This window comes from Roseococcus sp. GW821-FHT12F05, assembly GCF_058806835.1.
Window position 1 is genome coordinate 442,005 of the sequence record NZ_JBXAQB010000003.1, and the last position, 17,375, is coordinate 459,379.

Annotated in this window: 18 protein-coding genes; 8 read left to right on the forward strand and 10 right to left on the reverse strand. The window is 71.2% G+C overall.

Annotated elements, in window-relative coordinates:
- Positions 1-8: 8 nt before the first annotated feature.
- From AC1ROY_RS10530 to AC1ROY_RS10550, 5 genes are all read right to left on the reverse strand, one after another.
- Entirely contained in the window at positions 9-542 is a 534-nt protein-coding gene (locus AC1ROY_RS10530) for an SRPBCC family protein (RefSeq protein ID WP_493148757.1), read from the reverse strand.
- Positions 539-904 (reverse strand): ArsR/SmtB family transcription factor, encoded by a 366-nt coding sequence (locus tag AC1ROY_RS10535; protein ID WP_493148758.1) that lies wholly within the window; start codon positions 902-904, stop codon positions 539-541. The genes AC1ROY_RS10530 and AC1ROY_RS10535 overlap by 4 nt, the downstream gene beginning before the upstream one ends.
- Positions 905-1,026: 122 nt before the next feature.
- Complete coding sequence (locus tag AC1ROY_RS10540) at positions 1,027-1,629, reverse strand: D-Ala-D-Ala carboxypeptidase family metallohydrolase (protein ID WP_493148759.1); 603 nt, start codon at positions 1,627-1,629, stop codon at positions 1,027-1,029.
- A gap of 191 nt (positions 1,630-1,820) precedes the next feature.
- Positions 1,821-2,231, reverse strand: a complete 411-nt coding sequence (locus AC1ROY_RS10545; RefSeq protein ID WP_493148760.1) for a DUF2000 family protein — start codon at positions 2,229-2,231, stop codon at positions 1,821-1,823.
- Between the two features lie 28 nt (positions 2,232-2,259).
- Complete coding sequence (locus tag AC1ROY_RS10550) at positions 2,260-3,099, reverse strand: AraC family transcriptional regulator (RefSeq protein ID WP_493148761.1); 840 nt, start codon at positions 3,097-3,099, stop codon at positions 2,260-2,262.
- 83 nt (positions 3,100-3,182) lie between these two features.
- On the opposite strand from AC1ROY_RS10550, the gene AC1ROY_RS10555 reads away from it, so the two are divergent.
- Positions 3,183-4,466, forward strand: a complete 1,284-nt coding sequence (locus tag AC1ROY_RS10555; RefSeq protein ID WP_493148762.1) for an amidase — start codon at positions 3,183-3,185, stop codon at positions 4,464-4,466.
- Positions 4,459-5,688: a flavin-dependent oxidoreductase gene (locus AC1ROY_RS10560; RefSeq protein WP_493148763.1), complete on the forward strand. Its 1,230-nt coding sequence runs from the start codon at positions 4,459-4,461 to the stop codon at positions 5,686-5,688. The genes AC1ROY_RS10555 and AC1ROY_RS10560 overlap by 8 nt, the downstream gene beginning before the upstream one ends.
- Here AC1ROY_RS10560 and AC1ROY_RS10565 read toward each other — a convergent pair.
- Genes AC1ROY_RS10565 through AC1ROY_RS10580 form a run of 4 tightly spaced genes read right to left on the reverse strand, consistent with a single transcriptional unit; the run spans position 5,657 to position 10,093 of the window.
- Entirely contained in the window at positions 5,657-7,096 is a 1,440-nt protein-coding gene (locus AC1ROY_RS10565; protein ID WP_493148764.1) for a UdgX family uracil-DNA binding protein, read from the reverse strand. The genes AC1ROY_RS10560 and AC1ROY_RS10565 overlap by 32 nt on opposite strands.
- Positions 7,096-8,328 carry a putative DNA modification/repair radical SAM protein gene (locus tag AC1ROY_RS10570; protein ID WP_493148765.1) on the reverse strand — a complete coding sequence of 411 codons (1,233 nt, stop codon included), beginning with the start codon at positions 8,326-8,328 and terminating at the stop codon, positions 7,096-7,098. Before AC1ROY_RS10570 ends, AC1ROY_RS10565 begins: the two co-directional genes overlap by 1 nt.
- Positions 8,329-8,374: 46 nt before the next feature.
- Complete coding sequence (locus tag AC1ROY_RS10575) at positions 8,375-9,022, reverse strand: hypothetical protein (RefSeq protein WP_493148766.1); 648 nt, start codon at positions 9,020-9,022, stop codon at positions 8,375-8,377.
- A gap of 51 nt (positions 9,023-9,073) precedes the next feature.
- A complete protein-coding gene (locus tag AC1ROY_RS10580) occupies positions 9,074-10,093 on the reverse strand; it encodes a hypothetical protein (RefSeq protein WP_493148767.1) in 1,020 nt (339 codons plus the stop codon).
- 216 nt (positions 10,094-10,309) lie between these two features.
- Here AC1ROY_RS10580 and AC1ROY_RS10585 point away from each other — a divergent pair, with 216 nt between their 5' ends.
- The 6 genes from AC1ROY_RS10585 to AC1ROY_RS10610 all read left to right on the forward strand — a co-directional run bounded on the left by AC1ROY_RS10585 (position 10,310) and on the right by AC1ROY_RS10610 (position 16,253).
- Positions 10,310-11,149 (forward strand): transporter substrate-binding domain-containing protein, encoded by an 840-nt coding sequence (locus AC1ROY_RS10585; RefSeq protein ID WP_493148768.1) that lies wholly within the window; start codon positions 10,310-10,312, stop codon positions 11,147-11,149.
- Positions 11,150-11,293: 144 nt separating this feature from the next.
- Positions 11,294-11,947 (forward strand): amino acid ABC transporter permease, encoded by a 654-nt coding sequence (locus tag AC1ROY_RS10590; protein WP_493148769.1) that lies wholly within the window; start codon positions 11,294-11,296, stop codon positions 11,945-11,947.
- The gene (locus AC1ROY_RS10595; RefSeq protein ID WP_493148770.1) at positions 11,941-12,708 is read left to right on the forward strand and encodes an amino acid ABC transporter ATP-binding protein; all 768 of its coding nucleotides are present in this window, start codon (positions 11,941-11,943) and stop codon (positions 12,706-12,708) included. The genes AC1ROY_RS10590 and AC1ROY_RS10595 overlap by 7 nt, the downstream gene beginning before the upstream one ends.
- The gene (locus AC1ROY_RS10600) at positions 12,705-14,039 is read left to right on the forward strand and encodes an amidohydrolase family protein (RefSeq protein ID WP_493148771.1); all 1,335 of its coding nucleotides are present in this window, start codon (positions 12,705-12,707) and stop codon (positions 14,037-14,039) included. Before AC1ROY_RS10595 ends, AC1ROY_RS10600 begins: the two co-directional genes overlap by 4 nt.
- A gap of 96 nt (positions 14,040-14,135) precedes the next feature.
- A complete protein-coding gene (gene solA, locus AC1ROY_RS10605; protein ID WP_493148772.1) occupies positions 14,136-15,317 on the forward strand; it encodes an N-methyl-L-tryptophan oxidase in 1,182 nt (393 codons plus the stop codon).
- Between the two features lie 81 nt (positions 15,318-15,398).
- Positions 15,399-16,253: an N-formylglutamate amidohydrolase gene (locus AC1ROY_RS10610; RefSeq protein WP_493148773.1), complete on the forward strand. Its 855-nt coding sequence runs from the start codon at positions 15,399-15,401 to the stop codon at positions 16,251-16,253.
- 152 nt (positions 16,254-16,405) lie between these two features.
- On the opposite strand, the gene AC1ROY_RS10615 is transcribed toward AC1ROY_RS10610, so the two are convergent.
- A complete protein-coding gene (locus AC1ROY_RS10615; protein ID WP_493148774.1) occupies positions 16,406-17,365 on the reverse strand; it encodes a COG3904 family protein in 960 nt (319 codons plus the stop codon).
- Positions 17,366-17,375: the final 10 nt, after the last annotated feature.

Here is a 17,375-nt window from a genome sequence, read left to right on the forward strand (position 1 = left end):
CCTTCCTGTCAGGCCGGCAGCCGCCGGGCGTATTCCTCCCGGAGGCGGAGCCAGCTGTCCCAGAAGGGCGCCGGCTCCTCGCCGCTCGTGCGGGCGACCAGGACGTCGAGATGCGCGTGCCAGCCGGCGCTGACCATCAGCATGGTCTCGCGGTCGGGCAGGCGGCGGTGGGTCACGGTGAGGAGGACCTTCGCGCCCCTGGGCTCCAGCTCGAAGGTCACGCCGTCGCTGCGGCCCCAGGTGATGGAGAGGCGGCGCGGCGCGTCGAACTCGGTGATCTCGCACACCAGCCGATGCTCCTCGGAATGGCCTTCCGGGCGGCGGGCGGGCGGATCGTTCAGCTCCGCATTGCGCCAGACGAACTCGAAGCTGGTGCCGGGCTTCATGCCCATCTCGCCGGCCGCGAGCCATTTCCGCCGCAGCTCGCTCTCCGTGAGATAGGCCCAGATGCGCTCGATCGGGCCGGGCAGGACGCGCTGGATGGTCAGCGTCATCGGTCCGGTCAGCCGGCCATAGGCGTCCGGCTGCGAGAGGTCGTTCATGGGGCGTCTCCTTCGGGGGTGGGGGATGTGCGGGCGTCCTCCTCGTGGAGGAGCCGTTCGAGGGCATCGAGGCTTCCGGTCCAGAAGCGCTCGTAGAAGCTCAGCCAATGCTGGGCGGAGGCGAGCGGCCCGGGCTCGAGCCGGCAGTGATGGGTGCGGCCGCGCACCTCGCGGCGGATCAGCCCGGCGGCCTCCAGCGCCTTGATGTGCTTGGAGGCGGCCGCGAGGGAGATGGGGAAGGGCTCGGCGAGCTGGCTCACCGTCCGCTCGCCGCCGGCGAGCTCGCGGAGCATGCGCCGGCGCGTGGCGTCGCCGAGGGCGTGGAAGACGGTGTCGAGCTGCGGCGCTGATAATTCAACCATGTGGTTGAATTTACGGCTGCGGCTTTCGAATGTCAACCACTTGGTTGAATGAATGGTACCCGCGCCGCTGTCTCGATGGGAGGAGCCGACCCAAATCGAAGGCCGGGCGCCTCAGCGGAGGATCAATCGTCCTCGTCCGGCATGCCGACGACCTTCTCGCCGCGGGTGTCGAAGTGGACGAAATTGCTCTTTGCGTAGGAGTGCCACCAGCCCTTGAACTGGAACACGCAGGCGGGAAGCAGGCCCCAGGCGGTAAACCCGCCCAGCGAATAGACCTGCGGCATAACGCCCATCCGGACCACCGCCCCGGAGGGGAGGTTCGCGTTCTTCCGGGCGAAGCCGACGGGCGAGGTGAACCACTTGCTCTTGTTCCAGGACTGCAGCGTCTGCACCAGGTCGTCCTTCTTGACGCCGGCCATCCGGAAATCGAAGGCGGAATAGGCCTGGTGATAGCTGAGCTTCGCGCGGCCGGGATTCTTGGACAGCTCGGGGTTGTTGTAGGCCTCCGACCGGTATCCGCTGAGCAGCTGGATGCTTCCGCCATGCTTCTCGCGGAGCGCGTCCAGGACGATGATCGTGGGCACCATGTTGCACCACAGCTCCTCGGGCGGAGGCGTGTTGCGCTCCCGGTGCTGCCCGACGAGGAGCTCGCCGGACGTGAAATGCTTCAGCTCGAGGGCGGCCACGAACTTGTCGAACCGGCCCCGGTCGAAATTGAAGGCCATGTCTTTCCTCCCTGGACATCGACGTCCTCTTGGGGAGCGGATCGGTGGGTCCTTGGATTGCCGCGGCGACATGCTCCCGTGAGGCCGCTGTAAGGCGGCGCCGTCGCGCCCCGGTTTCGCGGGGCGGGTTTTCCTGTCGCGTCGGTCTTGCCGCTCGCCGCCCGAACCCGGCCGGGCGGCCTTCGCGCACCCTATGGGTGCAGCGATGCGCCCCTGGCGGCCTTGTCGACATCCTTCCGCGGCCCGCGCAGTGCCAGCCCCACGAGGTCCGGCGCCTCGGCCGGCTCGGCGGCGAAGGCCTCGCGGTTGGCGGCGTCATGGCCGGTCTCGAACATCCGCCGGACATAGGCGGCACGGGTGAGCCCGCGTTCCAGCGACTGTCGCCAGGCGCGCTGCAGCACCTCCGGCGAGGCGGCGAAGATCAGGATGGGCTGGCCCAGCAGGCGCGCATGCGCGCGGCCGGCGGCGTCGAGGTAGGGCTCGCCCAGGGCCTCGGGCGCGGCGGCCGCGATGCCGGTGGCGAGGAAGGCCGTCACGTTGAGCTTCTGCCAGACGGCCAGTTCCTCCAGCACCAGGATGGCCACCTTCGTCTCGAACTGCATGCGTGCGCTCCGTTGGGAGCCGCGGAGTTCAGGCCATTGGCGCGCCGCCGTCTGGAACGCCCGTGCAGCGCGCCCGGTAGGCGGCGGGCGAGATGCCGTAGGCGCGGCGGAACCAGCGGCCGAGATGGCTCTGGTCGGCGAAGCCGCAGGCGGCGGCGATGTCGGCCGGGCTTCCCCCGGCGGCCAGCTCGCGCCGGGCGCGGAGCAGGCGGATCTGCACGAGATAGGCGTGCGGCGAGGTGCCGTGCGTGGCGCGGAAGGCGCGGGCGAGGTGGAAGCGGTCCGGCGCGCCGGCGGCGCGGGCCAGGGCGTCGGCGCCGATATCCCGGCTCATGCAGGCGTGCAGCAGGTCACGGGCGCGGCGGGCGACCGGACGGTCCTCGGCGCGGCCCGGACGGGCGGGGCGCTCCAGATGGCGGCGCAGTCCCGCGAGGACCGCGTCCAGCGCGGCGTCGCGGACCAGCCGGGCCTCCGGGCGCAGCAGGGCGGCCGCGGCGGCCGCGATCGCGCGGCCGAGCGCGGGGTCGTCGCAGAGCGTGGCGGCGAAGCCGGGATCGCCGCCGGCATCGCCGAGGACCTCGCGCATCCAGGCGCGGGGCAGGTAGAGCATGCGGTAGGAAAAGCCGTCCTCGGCGCCGGCCTGGCCGTCATGCGCCTCCTCGGGCTCGATGAGGATGACGCGGCCGGGGGTGCTGACCCGCCGTTCGCCGCGGCAGAAGAAGTCCTGCACGCCGTGCTCGGTGACGCCGACGATCCATTCCTCGTGGCGGTGCAGGTCGTAGGCATGGCCGGAGAAGCGGGCGCGGATGGCCTCCACGCCGGTCGCGGCGTCGTGCGCCAGGTCGATGCGGTCGGGCGGCGAGGACACGCGCTTCAAATCGTCCCCGGCAGGGCGGCTGCAAGGCATGGCCCGGTTCCAACATGCCGCGTTCCGCCCTAGCCTCCGCGCCCATGTCCGATCCCTCGACCCTCTCCGCCTCCGAAGCCGCCGCGCGGATCGCCGCCGGCACGCTCAGCGCCAGCGCCCTTGCCGAGGCCATGCTCTCGCGCATCGCCAAGAAGGAGAAGGTGCTGCGCGCCTTCGCCCACATGAAGCCGGCGCAGATGCGCAAGCAGGCGGCCGATGTGGACGCCGCGATCAAGGCGGGGCGGAAGCTGCCGCTCGCCGGGCTGTTCCTCGGCGTGAAGGACGTGCTGGACACCTGGGACCAGCCCTCGCAATACGGCTCGCCCATCTGGGCCGGCTACAAGCCCAAGAGCGACGCGGCCTGCGTGGCCCTGGCCCGGCGCGCCGGCGCCGTCGTCGCCAAGACCGTCACGACCGAGTTCGCCACGCGCCATCCCGGCCCGACCACCAACCCGCACAATCCCGCGCATACGCCGGGCGGCTCCTCCTCGGGCTCGGCGGCGGGCGTGGGCGCGGGGGTGCTGCACCTGGCCTTCGGCACGCAGACCGCGGGCTCCATCATCCGCCCGGCCGCCTATTGCGGCGCCGTGGGCTTCAAGCCGAGCTGGGGCACGCTGCACCGCGCGGGCATGAAGGTGATGAGCGAGAGCCTCGACACCATCGGCCTCATGGGCCGCAGCGTGGCCGACGTCGCACTCGGCATGACGGCGCTGACCGGGCTGGACCATGGCCCGGCCCGGCCCGGCAAGCCGCCGCGCCTCGCGCTGATCCTGGGCCCGACCGCAAAGCTGGCGGCGCCCGAGACGCTGGAGCTGATGGAGAAGGTCGCCTACGCCGCGCGCGCCAAGGGCGCCACGGTCACGCCGGTCGAGCTCGGCGCGCCCTTCACCGACGCGCTGGCGCTGCATCCGCACGTCATGCAGATGGAAAGCGCCCAGGCGCTGGGCTGGGAGCTCGACCACGCGCGCGACGGGCTCAGCGACGTGCTGCGCGAGCGGCTGGAATGGGGGCTCGGCGAGCCGCATGCGAAGCTGGCCGAGGGCCGCGCCGCCTTCGCCGCCGCGCAGGCCGCTTTCCCGGCTGCGATCGCCGGCTATGACGCGGTGCTGACGCCCTCCGCCCCCGGCGAGGCGCCGGAGGGCATCGCCTCCACGGGCGATCCGGCCTTCAATACGCTCTGGACGCTGCTGCACACGCCGGCCGTGACCGTGCCGGCCGGTGTCGGCCCGAAGGGCCTGCCGCTGGGCGCGCAGATCGTGACGCCGCGCGGCCAGGACCTCGCGGCCCTGACCTGGGCCGAATGGCTGCACGGGGCCATCCATGGCTAGGATCCTCGTCGCGGGCGGCGGCATCGGGGGGCTGACGGCCGCCCTTTCGCTGCAGGCCGCCGGCTTCGAGGCGGTGGTCTTCGAGGCGGTGCCGGAGCTGCGGCCGCTCGGCGTCGGCATCAACCTGTTACCGCACGCGGTGCGCGAGCTGACGGAGCTGGGGTTCGGCGAGGCGCTGGCGGGCATCGGCGTGGCCACGCGCGAGCTGCGCTACGTCAGCGCGCATGGGCAGGAGATCTGGCGCGAGGATCGCGGCCTCGCCGCCGGCTATCGCTGGCCGCAATACAGCGTGCACCGCGGCGCCCTGCAGATGCTGCTGGCCGAGACCTGCCGGGAGCGCGGCATCCCCGTGCATGCGGGCCATCGCCTCCTGCGCTTCGAGCAGGACGCCGACGGCGTCACCGCGCATTTCGCCAATGCCAACTTCGCGAAGGGCGAGGCGCTGATCGGCGCGGACGGCATCCACTCGGCGGTGCGCGCGCATTTTGCGCCGGGCGAGGGGCCGCCCTCCTGGCAGGGCGCGATCCTCTGGCGCGCGACGACGGTGGCCGCGCCCTTCCTCACCGGCGCGACCATGGTGCAGGCCGGGCATCACAGCCAGAAGTTCGTCTGCTATCCGATCCGGCACCTGCCGGACGGCCGCGTGCTGACCAACTGGATCGCGGAGATGCGCGTCGATCCCGCGCAAGGCTTCGACCGCGAGGACTGGAACCGCGAGGCCGATCGCAACCGCTTCCTGCCGCATTACGAGTCCTGGAACTGGGGCTGGCTCGATGTGCCGGGCCTGATTCGCGGCGCCGAGCGCGTCCTCGAATACCCGATGGTGGACCGCGATCCGCTGGAGTGCTGGACGGACGGCCGCGTCACGCTGCTCGGCGACGCCGCGCATCCCATGTACCCGATCGGCTCGAACGGCGCGTCGCAGGCGATCCTGGATGCGCGGCAGCTCGCGCTGCATGTGGCGCGCGGGGGCGTGCCGGAGGGGCTGCTGGCCTACGAGGCCGCGCGGCGCCCGCCGACGGCGAAGCTCACGCTGGCCAATCGGGCGCTGGGGCCGGACCTGATCCTGGAGGAGGTGCATCGGCGTGCGCCCGAAGGCTTCTCCGACCTGAATGCCGTGATCAGCCGGCAGGAGCTGGAGGAAATCTCGGCGAACTACAAGAAGCTCGCGGGCTTCTATCCGGAGCTGCTCAACGAGCGGGAGAGCTGGTCGGTGAACTGAGCCAGTCGCGCGCGGCCTCCAGATCCTCCCGGAAGCGGATGGCCTCGCGGTCCCGCGCCCGCGCATCGGGCAGGCGCAGCAGATAGGACGGATGCACCGTGACGATCATCGCCCGCTCCGGCTCCAGCGCGTGCATGCGCCCACGCAGGTCGGCCAGCTTCGGCACCTTCCCCGTCAGCGCCGAGACCGCCGTGCGGCCCATCGCCACCACCAGCCGCGGCCGGATGAGGTCCATCTCGCGCCTCAGCCACCAGCGGCAATGCTCGACCTCGCCGCTGCTCGGCGACTGGTGGATGCGGCGCTTGCCCTGCAGCTCGTATTTGAAGTGCTTCACCGCATTGGTGATGTAGGCGGTCGAGCGGGCGAGGCCGGCCTTCTGCATTGTGGCGTCGAAGATCCGGCCGGCCGGGCCGACGAAGGGACGGCCCTGCAGATCCTCCTCGTCGCCCGGCTGCTCGCCGACGATCATGAGCTTCGCCGTGTCCGGCCCCTCGCCGAAGACGGTCTGCGTCGCGTGGCAATGCAGCGGGCAGCGCGTGCAGCTCCGCGCCTCCTCGCGCAGCGCGGCGAGGCCTTCGGTAGGCGGGAGCGGTTCCACTGGCGCGCGCGCCTGGATGCTGGCGTGGAAGGCCGGCGGCTGGCGCATCGCCTGCTCGGTCATATCGGCCACGCGCGCGGGCGCCTCGGCGATGAGCTCCGGGATCAGCGCCGCCTCGGGCAGGTTGGCCCAGTACTTCCTCGGCATCTCGGCCAGCATGGCCTTCACCTTCAGCCGCGCCGGATTGAAGATGTTACGGTAGTAGGTGAGCCACAGCACATCCGCCGGATCCGAAAGGTCGGGCTTTTCTGCGGGCTCCTCACTGACGACAAGCGTCTCGCCGGTGAGCGAGGCGGAGCCTCTGGGCGTCAGGATCATCCAGTCCATGTCGGCGAAGCGCCGCGCGAAGAAGGGCGCGGTGCGCCCGACGATATGGTGGTCCGGCTCGAACCAGGCGACGAAGCGGCGGCGCGCGCCCTCCGCGGGCACCTCGCGGAAGCGGACGAAGGCCGTCATCTTGTGCGCGTCGCGCCGCACCGCCTTCTCCAGCCGCCGTGCCGCCACGACGTCCGGGTCCATCGCGTCGGAGAGCAGGTGCCGCTCGACCTGGAGCCGCGCGATCATCCGGTAGAGCAGCTCGAAGCGCGCCGGGTCGGAGTGGCAGATCACCGCCTCCGCCAGCTCCAGGAAAGAGGACGGTACGCGCGGTGGCGGCGCGACGGGGCGCGGGGCCGGCTCCTGCCCGAACAGACCCTCGGCGCCTGGCCGCCAGTCCACCTCATGCGGCGCGACGCCGCCCAGCAGCAGCATGCGCGCCGCATCGCGCCACTCGGAAAAATCGGCGGCGTGCCGGAGGCGGACGGTGCGCATCACAGCAGCACCATCTGCTCGGCCGCCGGCCGCAGCATCGCGCCGAGGTCGTGGCGGTCGATCAGCCGGAGCGGCGTCCAGTCGGCGGCGGAAATGAAGGGCCGCACCTTGCGCAGCGAGACGCGCAGCCGCCCGAGATCCTCCAGCCGGATGCGGCGGTGCCGGCGCGCGGCCAGGATGGCCTGCACCACCTTCACGCCCAGGCCGGGCACGCGCAGCAGCATCTCGCGCTCGGCGCGGTTCACGTCGACCGGGAAGCGCTCGCGATGCGCCAAGGCCCAGGCCAGCTTGGGGTCGAGGTCGAGGTCGAGCATGCCGTCGGGCTGCGCCGCGGTGATCTCCCCGATGCCGAAGCCGTAGAAGCGGAAGAGCCAGTCGGCCTGGTAGAGCCGGTGCTCGCGCATCAGCGGCGGCTTCTGGGGCGGCAGGCGCGAGGAGGCGTCGGGGATGGGGCTGAAGCCGGAATAGTAGACCCGCCGTAGCCCGTAGCTGCCGTAGAGCCGTCCGCTGGTGGCGAGGATGGTGGCGTCGCTCGCGGCGTCGGCGCCCACGATCATCTGCGTGGACTGTCCGGCGGGGGCGAAGCGCTGGCGCTTCCTGGTCTGCAGCGTCGGCTCGCTCTTCTCCTCGATCTTCGTCCGCAGCCCGGCCATGGCGCGGCGGATGCCGGCCGGGCGCTTCTCCGGCGCCAGGCTCGCGAGGCCCGCATCGGTCGGCATCTCCACATTGATGGAGAGCCGGTCGGCATAGAGCCCGGCCTGCTCGATCAGCGCCGGCGAGGCCTCGGGGATGCTCTTGAGATGGATATAGCCGCGGAAGCCGTGGGTGGTCCGCAGCTCGCGCGCCACGCGGACCATCTGCTCCATCGTGTGATCCGAGGAACGGATGATGCCGGAGGAGAGGAACAGCCCCTCGATGTAGTTGCGCCGGTAGAATTCCAGCGTCAGCCAGACGACCTCCTCCGGCGTGAAGCGGGCGCGCGCCACGTTGCTGGAAGAGCGGTTGATGCAATAGGCGCAGTCATAGACGCAGAAGTTCGTCAGCAGGATCTTCAGCAGCGAGATGCAGCGCCCGTCCGGCGCATAGGCGTGGCAGATGCCGGAGCCCTCGGTGGAGCCCAGCCCGCCCGTCGCGGAGGAATCCCGCTTCTCCGTGCCGCTGGAGGCGCAGGAGGCGTCGTACTTGGCCGCGTCCGAGAGGATCGCGAGGCGTTCCGTGAGCGTGCGTTGCATGACGCATGTTCACTAAATGTTCTTATCCGGAAATTCAAGCCCAGCCTCACCCCGCCGGGCTCTTCGGCGCGACGCGCGGGGCGCGCGGCGGGGCGCCGGGCATTCCCCGGCGGTAGGCGATGCCGAGCTCTGCCAGCTGTTCCGGCCGCAGGCTGTTCAGCACCAGCATCCGGCCGGGCGAGGCCTCAGTCAGCGTGCCGATCTGGAAGTCGTTCATCCCGAGCCCGCCGAGATAGGCGCCCACCAGCGCGTTGCCGGAGCTGCTGACCCGCCCCGCGCCCCGGGTCCGCGGTGTCCGCGTCGAGGCCGCGTGGAAGCCCACGCGCGCGCCCTCGCCGATCCAGCGCTCGCCGCCGGCCAGCCAGATCAGTCCGCAGGTGGAGAAGCAGACCGCGCGGCTCGGCACCACCGTGTCCAGCCGGTTGGCGCGGATCAGGCGACCAATGGCCAGGCCCGACTGGATGATGCCGCCGGCGCTGTCGAGGAAGACCATCGGCCGCCCTCCGGCCTGGGCCAGCGCGGCCGGGAAGGCGGCCTCGGTCTCCTCCAGGATGGGACCGGAGATCACGATGACGCTGCGCCCGCCGAAGCGCTCGATCGTGACGCGCGGCAATTCCTCCGGAGGCGGGGGAGGGGGAACGGCGCCGGCGTCCCGGGCCAGAACGAGCATCAGGAGCGTGATGGCGAAGCGCATGGCGTCAGCCTAGGACAGCTCTCCACGAGCCGCACGTCTCCAAAGCCGCCCTCACTGCCGTGCTCTTTGCAGGGTCGCCGTTGCGCATCGCCGTTCCGAAAGCTGCGCGCGCAGGGTGTTGCCTTCGACCTCGCCCATCAACCCCGGTGCCGCCTGCCCGGTGGGCAGGCTCACCTGGTCCAGCTGGAAGCCCACTCGGCCGTCGGGCAGCGGCCGGCCGTGCATCTGGTAGGCCACGTGCTGCAGGTTGGGACTCTCCCGCGAGGGTCCGTATTCAAAGCTGGCGTTGAATCCGGTGCCCTCCGGCCAGACGAAAAGCTTCGCCGCATGGACGTCGCGCCCGCAGCGAAACTGGCCTTCCCAGAGGCCGGCGAGCCGGCCGGTCCGGCCGGCCTGCTGAGGTGCGTGGGGGGACGGCGGCTGTTGCGGGCGCGCGGCGGCGGAGGGAGAGGCGGCCGGCGGCATGCCGCTGCGGAAGGCGATGTCGAGGCGCGCGAGCTGGTCGGGCCGGAGGCTGTTGAGCTCCAGCATCCGCGCCGGCGAGGCGGCGGTGAGCACGCCAATGGTGAAGTCGCTGAAGCCCAGCTGGCTCAGATAGCCGCCGACGATGGCGTTGCCCGAACTGCTGACGCGGCCGGCGCCGCGCGTGCGGGGGCCGCGCGTGGCGGCGGCGTGGAAGCCCACGCGCGCTCCCGGGGCGAGCCAGCGCTGGCTGCCGGCGAGCCAGATCACGCCGCAGGCGGAGAAGCAGCCGGCGCCCTCGGGCACCACGGTCTCGAGTCCGTTGGCGCGGATCAGGCGGCCGATGGCGAGGCCCGGCACAATGAGGCCCCCCGGGCTGTCGAGGAAGACGCGCGGCCGCGGTCCGGCGCGGGTGACGGCGATGGCGAAGGCCGTGTCGGTCCCTTCGAGGATGGGGCCGGAGAGGGTGATGCCGAGCTGGCCCGCGACGGTCTCGACGGCGACGCGCGAGGGGGCCTCGGGTTCCGGCGGAGGTGGCGGCTGCCGCGGGGCACGGGCGGCCTCAGCCGATCCGGCAAGGAGGAGCAGGAGCGGCAGGAGGCGGCGCATGGGACCGGAAATTAGGGTCGCCCGGCGCGGCATACAATTTCCGCGGGAGATGCCTGCCGGGGAAACAACCCGCCGCCAGGCCCTGCCCGTTTCGCGGGCGGGGATGGCGCGCGGCGCGGCAAAACCCGCCGCTCCGGACAATTTGCGCGGAATCTCCGCATTGAGGCCGGCCGGCGCGGAGGGGCAGGCTCGCGCTCCCCTGGAGGAGACGCGCCGATGAGCCTCACCCGCCGCACAGCGCTGGCTGTGCCCGCCCTTTTCACCGCCGGCAGCGCCCTGGCGCAGTCCGGCCCGATGACGCTCGACCAGATCCGCCGCAACGGCAAGCTGCGCATCGGCGTGGAGGCGACCTACCCGCCCTTCACCATGCGCGAATCCGGGGTGATCACCGGGCATGACGTGGAGCTCGGGACCGCCATGTGCCGCAGCCTCGGCGTGACGCCGGAGTTCATCGACGTGGTGTGGTCCGGCGTGATCCCGGCGCTCTATGCCGGCCGCTTCGACATGATCATGAGCGGCATGAGCTACACCCGCGCGCGCATGGAGCGGGTGAGCTTCTCCATCCCCTATGCCGAGGCGGGCCAGGCGCTGCTCATCCGCGCGCGCGACGAGAGCCGCATCCGCGGGATTGACGACATGTCGGGCAAGGTGCTGGGCATCAAGCTCGGCAGCCCCGGCGAGACCCTCTATCCGCGGCTGGCCGAGCGCATCAAGGCGGCGCGCAACGGCGTCGGCTTCTCCGACGTGAAGACCTATGACGATCATCCCGCGGCCTATCTGGCGCTGCTGCAGGGAACCGTGGACGGCGTGCTGAACACGGTGCCGACGCTGGCCTATCTGATGACGCAGCAGCGCAACCGCTTCGCGATCCTGCGCGGCATCGGCGCCGACAACTGGGCCGGCTTCGCCTGCCGCAAGGAGGACACGGAGATCCAGGGCTGGATGGACGCGCAGCTCCGCACCCTCAAGGCCGACGGCACGCTGCGCGCGCTGCAGACCAAGTGGTTCGGCATGAGCTTCGACCTGCCGGACACGATCCCCGAGCCGGCAGCCTAAGCGCGACAGCGTAGAACGTGGATGCCCTCCGAGGATCCGGCCGCACAGCGGCCGGCGCCGCCCACTCCACCTATCGGCCTGGTGCCCCGGTGGCGCGGCGAAGCCAAGGCGGCGGAGCCGCCGCCCGGCGTTTGAGGGCATAGAATGATCTTCGATTGGGACGTCGTCTGGTACGCGATCCCGCTGCTCGCGGCGGGGATCGTGCAGACGCTCAAGGTCAGCGTCGTCGCCTGCGTGCTGGGGCTGGCGCTGGGCCTCGTCGCCGGGCTCGCGGCGCTGTCGAACAACGCGGCGCTGCGGTGGGTGGTCCGCATCTATGTGGACTTCATCCGCGGCACGCCGCTGCTGATCCAGATCTTTCTCGTGTTCTTCGCGCTGCCGGTCGTGGGCATCCGCATGTCGGAATACTGGGCGGGCGTCTTCGCGCTCTCGGTGAACTCCGGCGCCTATATCGCCGAGGTGGTGCGCGGCACCGTGGGCTCGATCGAGCGCGGCCAGACCGAGGCGGCGCTCTCCATCGGCATGACGCGCAAGAAGGTACTGGTCTGGGTGCTGCTGCCGCAGGCCTGGCGGCCGATGATCCCCGCCGTCACGAACGACCTCATCACGCTGACGAAGAATTCCTCGCTGCTCTCGGCTATCTCCGTCTACGAGCTGACGCGGGCGGGGCAGGCGATCATCGCCACGCATTTCGCGCCCTTCGAGATCTACCTGCTGCTGGCACTCTACTACTGGGCGCTGATCTCCATCCTCTCCTGGGCGTCGCGCCGCATCGAGAAGGCACTGCCGTCGTGGTGAGTCCGATCCTGGTGGAAGCGAAGGGCATCACGAAGAGCTTCGGGCCCCGGATGGTGCTCGAGGACGTGGACCTCGCCGTGGTCGAGGGCGAGACCGTCGTCATCATCGGCGCCTCCGGCTCCGGCAAGACGACCTTCCTGCGCTGCCTGAACCGGCTGGAGATGCCGGATGCCGGGACCGTGCGCATCGCCGACGTCACCATCGGCCGGCGCTCGGACGGACGGCCCGCGGACGAGCACGAGCTCGCCAGCCAGCGCCGGCTCTTCGGCTTCGTCTTCCAGCGCTTCAACCTCTTCCCGCATCTGACCGCGAAGGAGAACGTGGCGCTCGGCCCGCGCCGCGTGCTGGGCGTGGCCAAGGCCGAGGCCCATGCGCGCGCGGTGGAGGCGCTGACGCGGCTCGGCCTCGCCGAGCACGTGGACAAGCGGCCCGGCCAGCTCTCCGGCGGCCAGCAGCAGCGTGTCGCCATCGCGCGTGCGCTGGCCATGGAGCCGCGCGTGATCCTCTTCGACGAACCGACCTCCGCCCTCGACCCCGAGCTGGTGCAGGAGGTGCTGGACGCCATGCGCGCCCTCGCCGCCGAGGGCATGACCATGATCGTGGTGACGCACGAGATGCGCTTCGCCCGGCAGGTCGCCCATCGCGTGGTCTTCATGGCGGACGGCAGGATCGCGGAGGAGGGGCCGCCGGAGGAGCTGTTCTCCGCGCCGCGCGACGAAAGGCTGAAGCGCTTCCTGCGCCATCTGGAACCCCAGGCATGAATTTCGACCTTGTCATCGAGGGTATCACCCTCATCCCGCGCGCTTTCGCGCCGCCGATCGCCAAGGCCGCGCTCGGCATCCAGGGCGGCCGCTTCGCCTTCGTCGGCGCCGCCGCGGACCTACCGCGGGAGGCGAGGGCGACACGGCGGATCACGCTGAACGGCCACCTCGTCATCCCCGGCCTCGTGAACGTGCACACCCACACCATCCTCTCCATGGTGCGCGGCGTCGCCGAGGACATGGGCTTCGCGCCGGCCTACACGCCCGGCGTCCCGCAGGGCCACATGGTGCGCGAGGACGAGGCCGTGGCGCTGGCCCGTCTCGGCGCGCTGGAGGCGATGCTCGCGGGCTCCACGCTCATCAACGACACCTATGTCCACACCGACATCACCCTGCCGGCCATGGCCGAGCTCGGACTGCGCGTCTTCTCCTGCAACCGCATCCACGACGTGGATTTTTCGGGCGTCTCCACGGGGCGCTGGGAACATCGCCGCGAGATCGGCGAGGCCACGCTGAACCAGGCGCTCGGCCTCGCGCAGCGCTTCCACGGCAAGGCGGATGCGCGGACGGGCGTGCAACTCGCGGCGCATGCGCCGGACACCTGCTCCACCCCCTTCCTGCGCGACATCGCCGCGGCCGCGGAGCACAGCAACCTCCGCACGCAGATCCACCTCAGCCAGAGCAAGGTCGAGGTCGCGCGCATCCGCGAGCGCGACGGCTGCACGCCGCCGGAATTGCTGGACTCCGTCGGCCTGCTCAACGAGCGGCTGGTGGCCGCGCATTGCATCCACCTGACCGAGGAGGACATCGCCCGCGTCGGCGCCTCGCGGCTCTTCGTGGCGCATATCCCCAAGGGCAACGCCACGGGCGGCACCATCGCGCCCACGCGCCGGCTGATCGAGTCCGGCGCGCGGCTGACGCTCGCCACCGACAACATGCATGCCGACATGGTGGAGGTGCTGCGCTGGGGCCTCTGCATGGGTCGCGTGCAGACCGGCCAGGTGGAGGACTCCTGGCAGCCCGAGCACATGCTGGAGGCCGCGACCGAGGCCGGCGCCGCGGCCATGGGCATGGCGGGCGAGATCGGCCGGATCGAGCCGGGCTACCGCGCCGACTGCGTCGCCATTGACCTGCGCCGCCCGCACCTCGTCCCGCACAACGATCCGCTGGGCACGCTGGTCCATACCGGCATGGGCCGCGACGTCAGCCATGTCGTCGTCGAGGGCGAGGTCGTGGTCGAGGATTTCCGGCCCACCCGCTGCGACCCCGAGGAGGTCATCCGCGCCGGCGCGGCCGCCGCGGCGGCGCTGTGGCAGCGCGCCACCGCCTGAGCGGCGCCGCGCATCACGAATCCGGCCCGGCCCCCATGGGAGGCGGCGCCATCCGCCGCTAGGCTTCCCCCGGCCAGCCCCAGGGAGGAATCGCCCTTGAACGCCACCGCCACCGCCGAGGTCGTCGTCATCGGGCTCGGCGCCTTCGGCAGCGCCACGCTCTACCAGCTCGCCAGGCGCGGCATCCGCGCCGTGGGCATCGACCGCTTCCACCCGCCCCACACCATGGGCTCCACCCATGGCGAGAGCCGCATCACGCGCCTCGCCGTGGGCGAGGGGGCGAACTACGCGCCCATGGTGATCCGCTCGCACGAGATCTGGCGCGAGCTGGAGCGCGAGGGCGGCGACGAGCTCTTCGCCCAGGTCGGCGGCCTCATCATGTCCGCCAAGGACAACAAGGCGCTCCACCACGGTCGCAACGACTTCGTGACCAGCAGCATCGCGGTGGCCGAGCGATTCGGCATCCGCCACGAGGTGCTGGGCGCCGCCGAGATCGGCAAGCGCTTCCCGCAATTCGGTTTGCGCGGCGACGAATGGGGCTATTACGAGCCGGAGGCCGGCTGGGTCTCGCCGGAGAAATGCGTGGCGGCACAGCTCCGCCTCGCGGAACGGCACGGCGCCACGCTGCGCCTCGGCGAGACCGTGCTGGAATGCCGCCAGCAGGGCGACGCCGTCCGCATCGTCACCGACAAGGGCGCCGTCGAGGCGTCGCGCGTCGTGATGACGGCCGGGGCCTGGATGCCCGGCCTCGTGGCGCCGCTGCGCCCGCTCGCCCGCGTGCAGCGCCAGGCGCTGCATTGGTATGCCGCCGAGAACCCCGCCGACTATGCCGGCAACCGCTTCCCGATCTTCATCTGGATCCACGGCACGGGCGAGACCGACTACTTCTACGGCTTCCCCGCCTCCTCCGAGGATGACGCCGTGAAGGTCGCGACCGAGACCTATTCCCGCGACGACGACCCCGACACGGTGGACCGCGACGTCGCCGCCGAGGACAGCCGCGTCATGTACGAGGAGCACGTGGCCGGCCGGCTGCGCGGCGTGACGCCCCGGCTCGTGCGCGCCGCCTCCTGCCTCTACACGGTGATGCCGCGCTCGGACTTCTTCGTGGACACGCTGCCGGGGCAGGAGCGCATCCTCGCCGTCTCCGCCTGCTCGGGGCACGGCTTCAAGCACTCGGCCGGCATGGGGGAGGCGCTGGCGCAGCGCGTCATCGGCGAGGCGGGGATCGATCTTTCGGCCTTCGCGATGCGGAGCTTCGCGCCGGCCGCCGAATAAGCCGCTCCCGTTCCTGCAGGGGCGCCTCTTCGCGGCGCGGGTCGGGTGGGGCACCCTTCCGCTCCCAGAATGGAGCGTTCCATGGAGTATCTTCCCGGCGTCTATCTCTACACGCCGCCGGAGGGCGAGCCCGCGCCCTCCGTCTTCGACGTACCGCGCAGCGGGCGCGAATATCCGCCGGGCTTCCACAGCACCGCGCCCTTCGCCGACGTGCATTTCCTCGTCTCGCACTACGTCGAGGAGCTGTGGGCGCTGGCGCCACGATCCGGCAGCGGGCTGCTCTACGCGACCTTCGTGAACAACTGGATCGATGCCAACCGCGGGGAGCACGACATCGACCCCGAGGTGCTGCGCGAGCCCTGGCCGGATCCGGTCGAGCCCTCCGAGAAGTCGCAGAGCATCGGCATGGGGCTGATCCACAGCCGGGCGCGCGGGCACCGCCTCTATCCGGAAGGGCTGAGCGTCGCCGAGGTGAAGCACCGCATCGAGCACTACTGGCGGCCGTACCACGACAAGCTCTCGGCCCTGATCGCCGAGCGGCGCGCGGCTGATGGCATCGCCTTCCATCTCAGCTGCCACTGCATGACCTCGATCGGGCCTGCGCACGCGCATGACACGGGGCAGCGGCGCAAGGATTTCTGCCTGAGCGACCGGCACGGCACCACGAGCTCGCGCGAGTTCATCGAGACGATCGCGGAGTCGCTGCGCGGGCGCGGCTACAGCGTGACCTTCAACGATCCCTTCGTCGGCGCGGAATCCGTGCGGCTGCACAGCGATCCCGCGAAGGGCATCCACAGCGTCCAGATCGAGACGATCAAGGACATCTTCATGGACGACTACACCTTCGTGAAGCGGCCGGATTTCGATCGCATCCAGCAGGATCTGGGCGGCGTCGCGGCTGACATCGCGGCCTATGCCAGGAGCCAGGCGCGCTGAGCGATGCGAAAGGGCTCCGCCCTCTCTTGCGAGGGCTTTGGCCCTGGACTCTTCTACTTTGATTCCCAATCATAAATTGATCGAAGATCCAAGAAACTGAGTTTCTTGGTGGGGGAGTTTGAGGGGGCAAAGCCCCCTCAAGGAGGCAACCGCTATCGCAACCGCCGCAGCGTCACCGGCGAGCACGCTTCCCCGGCGATCCGCGCCGCGAAGGTGTCGCCCGAGACCGTTCCCGTTATCGACACCGCGCGCCCGCCCTGTGGCAGGCTCGGCGAGCCGTCCGGGGCGAGCTGGATGGTGCCGTTCTCCAGCCGGGTTCCCTGCATGCGGTACGACCCGCGCGGTACCGCCGGCGCGCCCTGCGACGGGCCGAAGTCGAACTTGGCCATGAGGCGGCCCGCCCCCTCCTCGCGCACCGACATGCGGGCGGTGACGAGTTCCTTGCCGCACTGGTACTGGCCGACCCAGATGCCGGCGAAGCTGCCTGGCGCGCCGGCCGTGGCGGGGGCATCGCCGGGCGGCGGCGGCAGGCGCGCGGCCGTCTGGCGCACGGTGACGCCGTTCTGCTCGAACTGGTTCGGCTTCACCACGACGATCTGGTTGGGCGGCGCCGCGGTGAAGAGGCGGATGGCGCCGTCATTGTAGCCGAGGCGGCTGAGATAGGCGCCGATCACCGCATTGCCCGAGCTGCTGACCGCGCCCGGCCCGCCCTGCTGCGCGACATAGGCCGCGTGGAAGCCGATCCGCGCGCCCTCGCCGATATGCCGCTCCGTGCCGGCCAGCCAGATCAGCGAGCAGGCCGAGAAGCAGCCTGAGCCGTCGGGCACGTAGGTCTGCAGGCGGTTCTCGCGGATGAAGCGGCCGATGTTGAGCGCCGGCGTCAGCGAGCCGCCGCCGCTGTTCAGCACCACCCGCGCGCCGCGGTTGGCGGCGGCGGCGGCGGTGAAGGCGCCCTCGGTCTCGGGCGAGATGCGGCCGAAGATCACGATGCTCGTGGTGCCGCCCTCGCGCGCGACATAGACGCGTCCGGGCGGGAGGGCGGTCTGGGCAAGCAGCGCCGTGGGCGCCAAGCTGGCAAGGAGGCCGGCCAGGATGAGGCGGGGCGTTCGCATGCTCGGGAAG

Bases quoted from the DNA above. Each gene is read 5' to 3' on its own strand.
- AC1ROY_RS10530 (WP_493148757.1), bottom strand. From the start codon at position 542: ATGAACGACCTCTCGCAGCCGGACGCCTATGGCCGGCTGACCGGACCG.
- AC1ROY_RS10535 (WP_493148758.1), bottom strand. From the start codon at position 904: ATGGTTGAATTATCAGCGCCGCAGCTCGACACCGTCTTCCACGCCCTC.
- AC1ROY_RS10540 (WP_493148759.1), bottom strand. From the start codon at position 1,629: ATGGCCTTCAATTTCGACCGGGGCCGGTTCGACAAGTTCGTGGCCGCC.
- AC1ROY_RS10545 (WP_493148760.1), bottom strand. From the start codon at position 2,231: ATGCAGTTCGAGACGAAGGTGGCCATCCTGGTGCTGGAGGAACTGGCC.
- AC1ROY_RS10555 (WP_493148762.1), top strand. From the start codon at position 3,183: ATGTCCGATCCCTCGACCCTCTCCGCCTCCGAAGCCGCCGCGCGGATC.
- AC1ROY_RS10560 (WP_493148763.1), top strand. From the start codon at position 4,459: ATGGCTAGGATCCTCGTCGCGGGCGGCGGCATCGGGGGGCTGACGGCC.
- AC1ROY_RS10565 (WP_493148764.1), bottom strand. From the start codon at position 7,096: ATGCGCACCGTCCGCCTCCGGCACGCCGCCGATTTTTCCGAGTGGCGC.
- AC1ROY_RS10570 (WP_493148765.1), bottom strand. From the start codon at position 8,328: ATGCAACGCACGCTCACGGAACGCCTCGCGATCCTCTCGGACGCGGCC.
- AC1ROY_RS10575 (WP_493148766.1), bottom strand. From the start codon at position 9,022: ATGCGCTTCGCCATCACGCTCCTGATGCTCGTTCTGGCCCGGGACGCC.
- AC1ROY_RS10580 (WP_493148767.1), bottom strand. From the start codon at position 10,093: ATGCGCCGCCTCCTGCCGCTCCTGCTCCTCCTTGCCGGATCGGCTGAG.
- AC1ROY_RS10585 (WP_493148768.1), top strand. From the start codon at position 10,310: ATGAGCCTCACCCGCCGCACAGCGCTGGCTGTGCCCGCCCTTTTCACC.
- AC1ROY_RS10590 (WP_493148769.1), top strand. From the start codon at position 11,294: ATGATCTTCGATTGGGACGTCGTCTGGTACGCGATCCCGCTGCTCGCG.
- AC1ROY_RS10600 (WP_493148771.1), top strand. From the start codon at position 12,705: ATGAATTTCGACCTTGTCATCGAGGGTATCACCCTCATCCCGCGCGCT.
- AC1ROY_RS10610 (WP_493148773.1), top strand. From the start codon at position 15,399: ATGGAGTATCTTCCCGGCGTCTATCTCTACACGCCGCCGGAGGGCGAG.
- AC1ROY_RS10615 (WP_493148774.1), bottom strand. From the start codon at position 17,365: ATGCGAACGCCCCGCCTCATCCTGGCCGGCCTCCTTGCCAGCTTGGCG.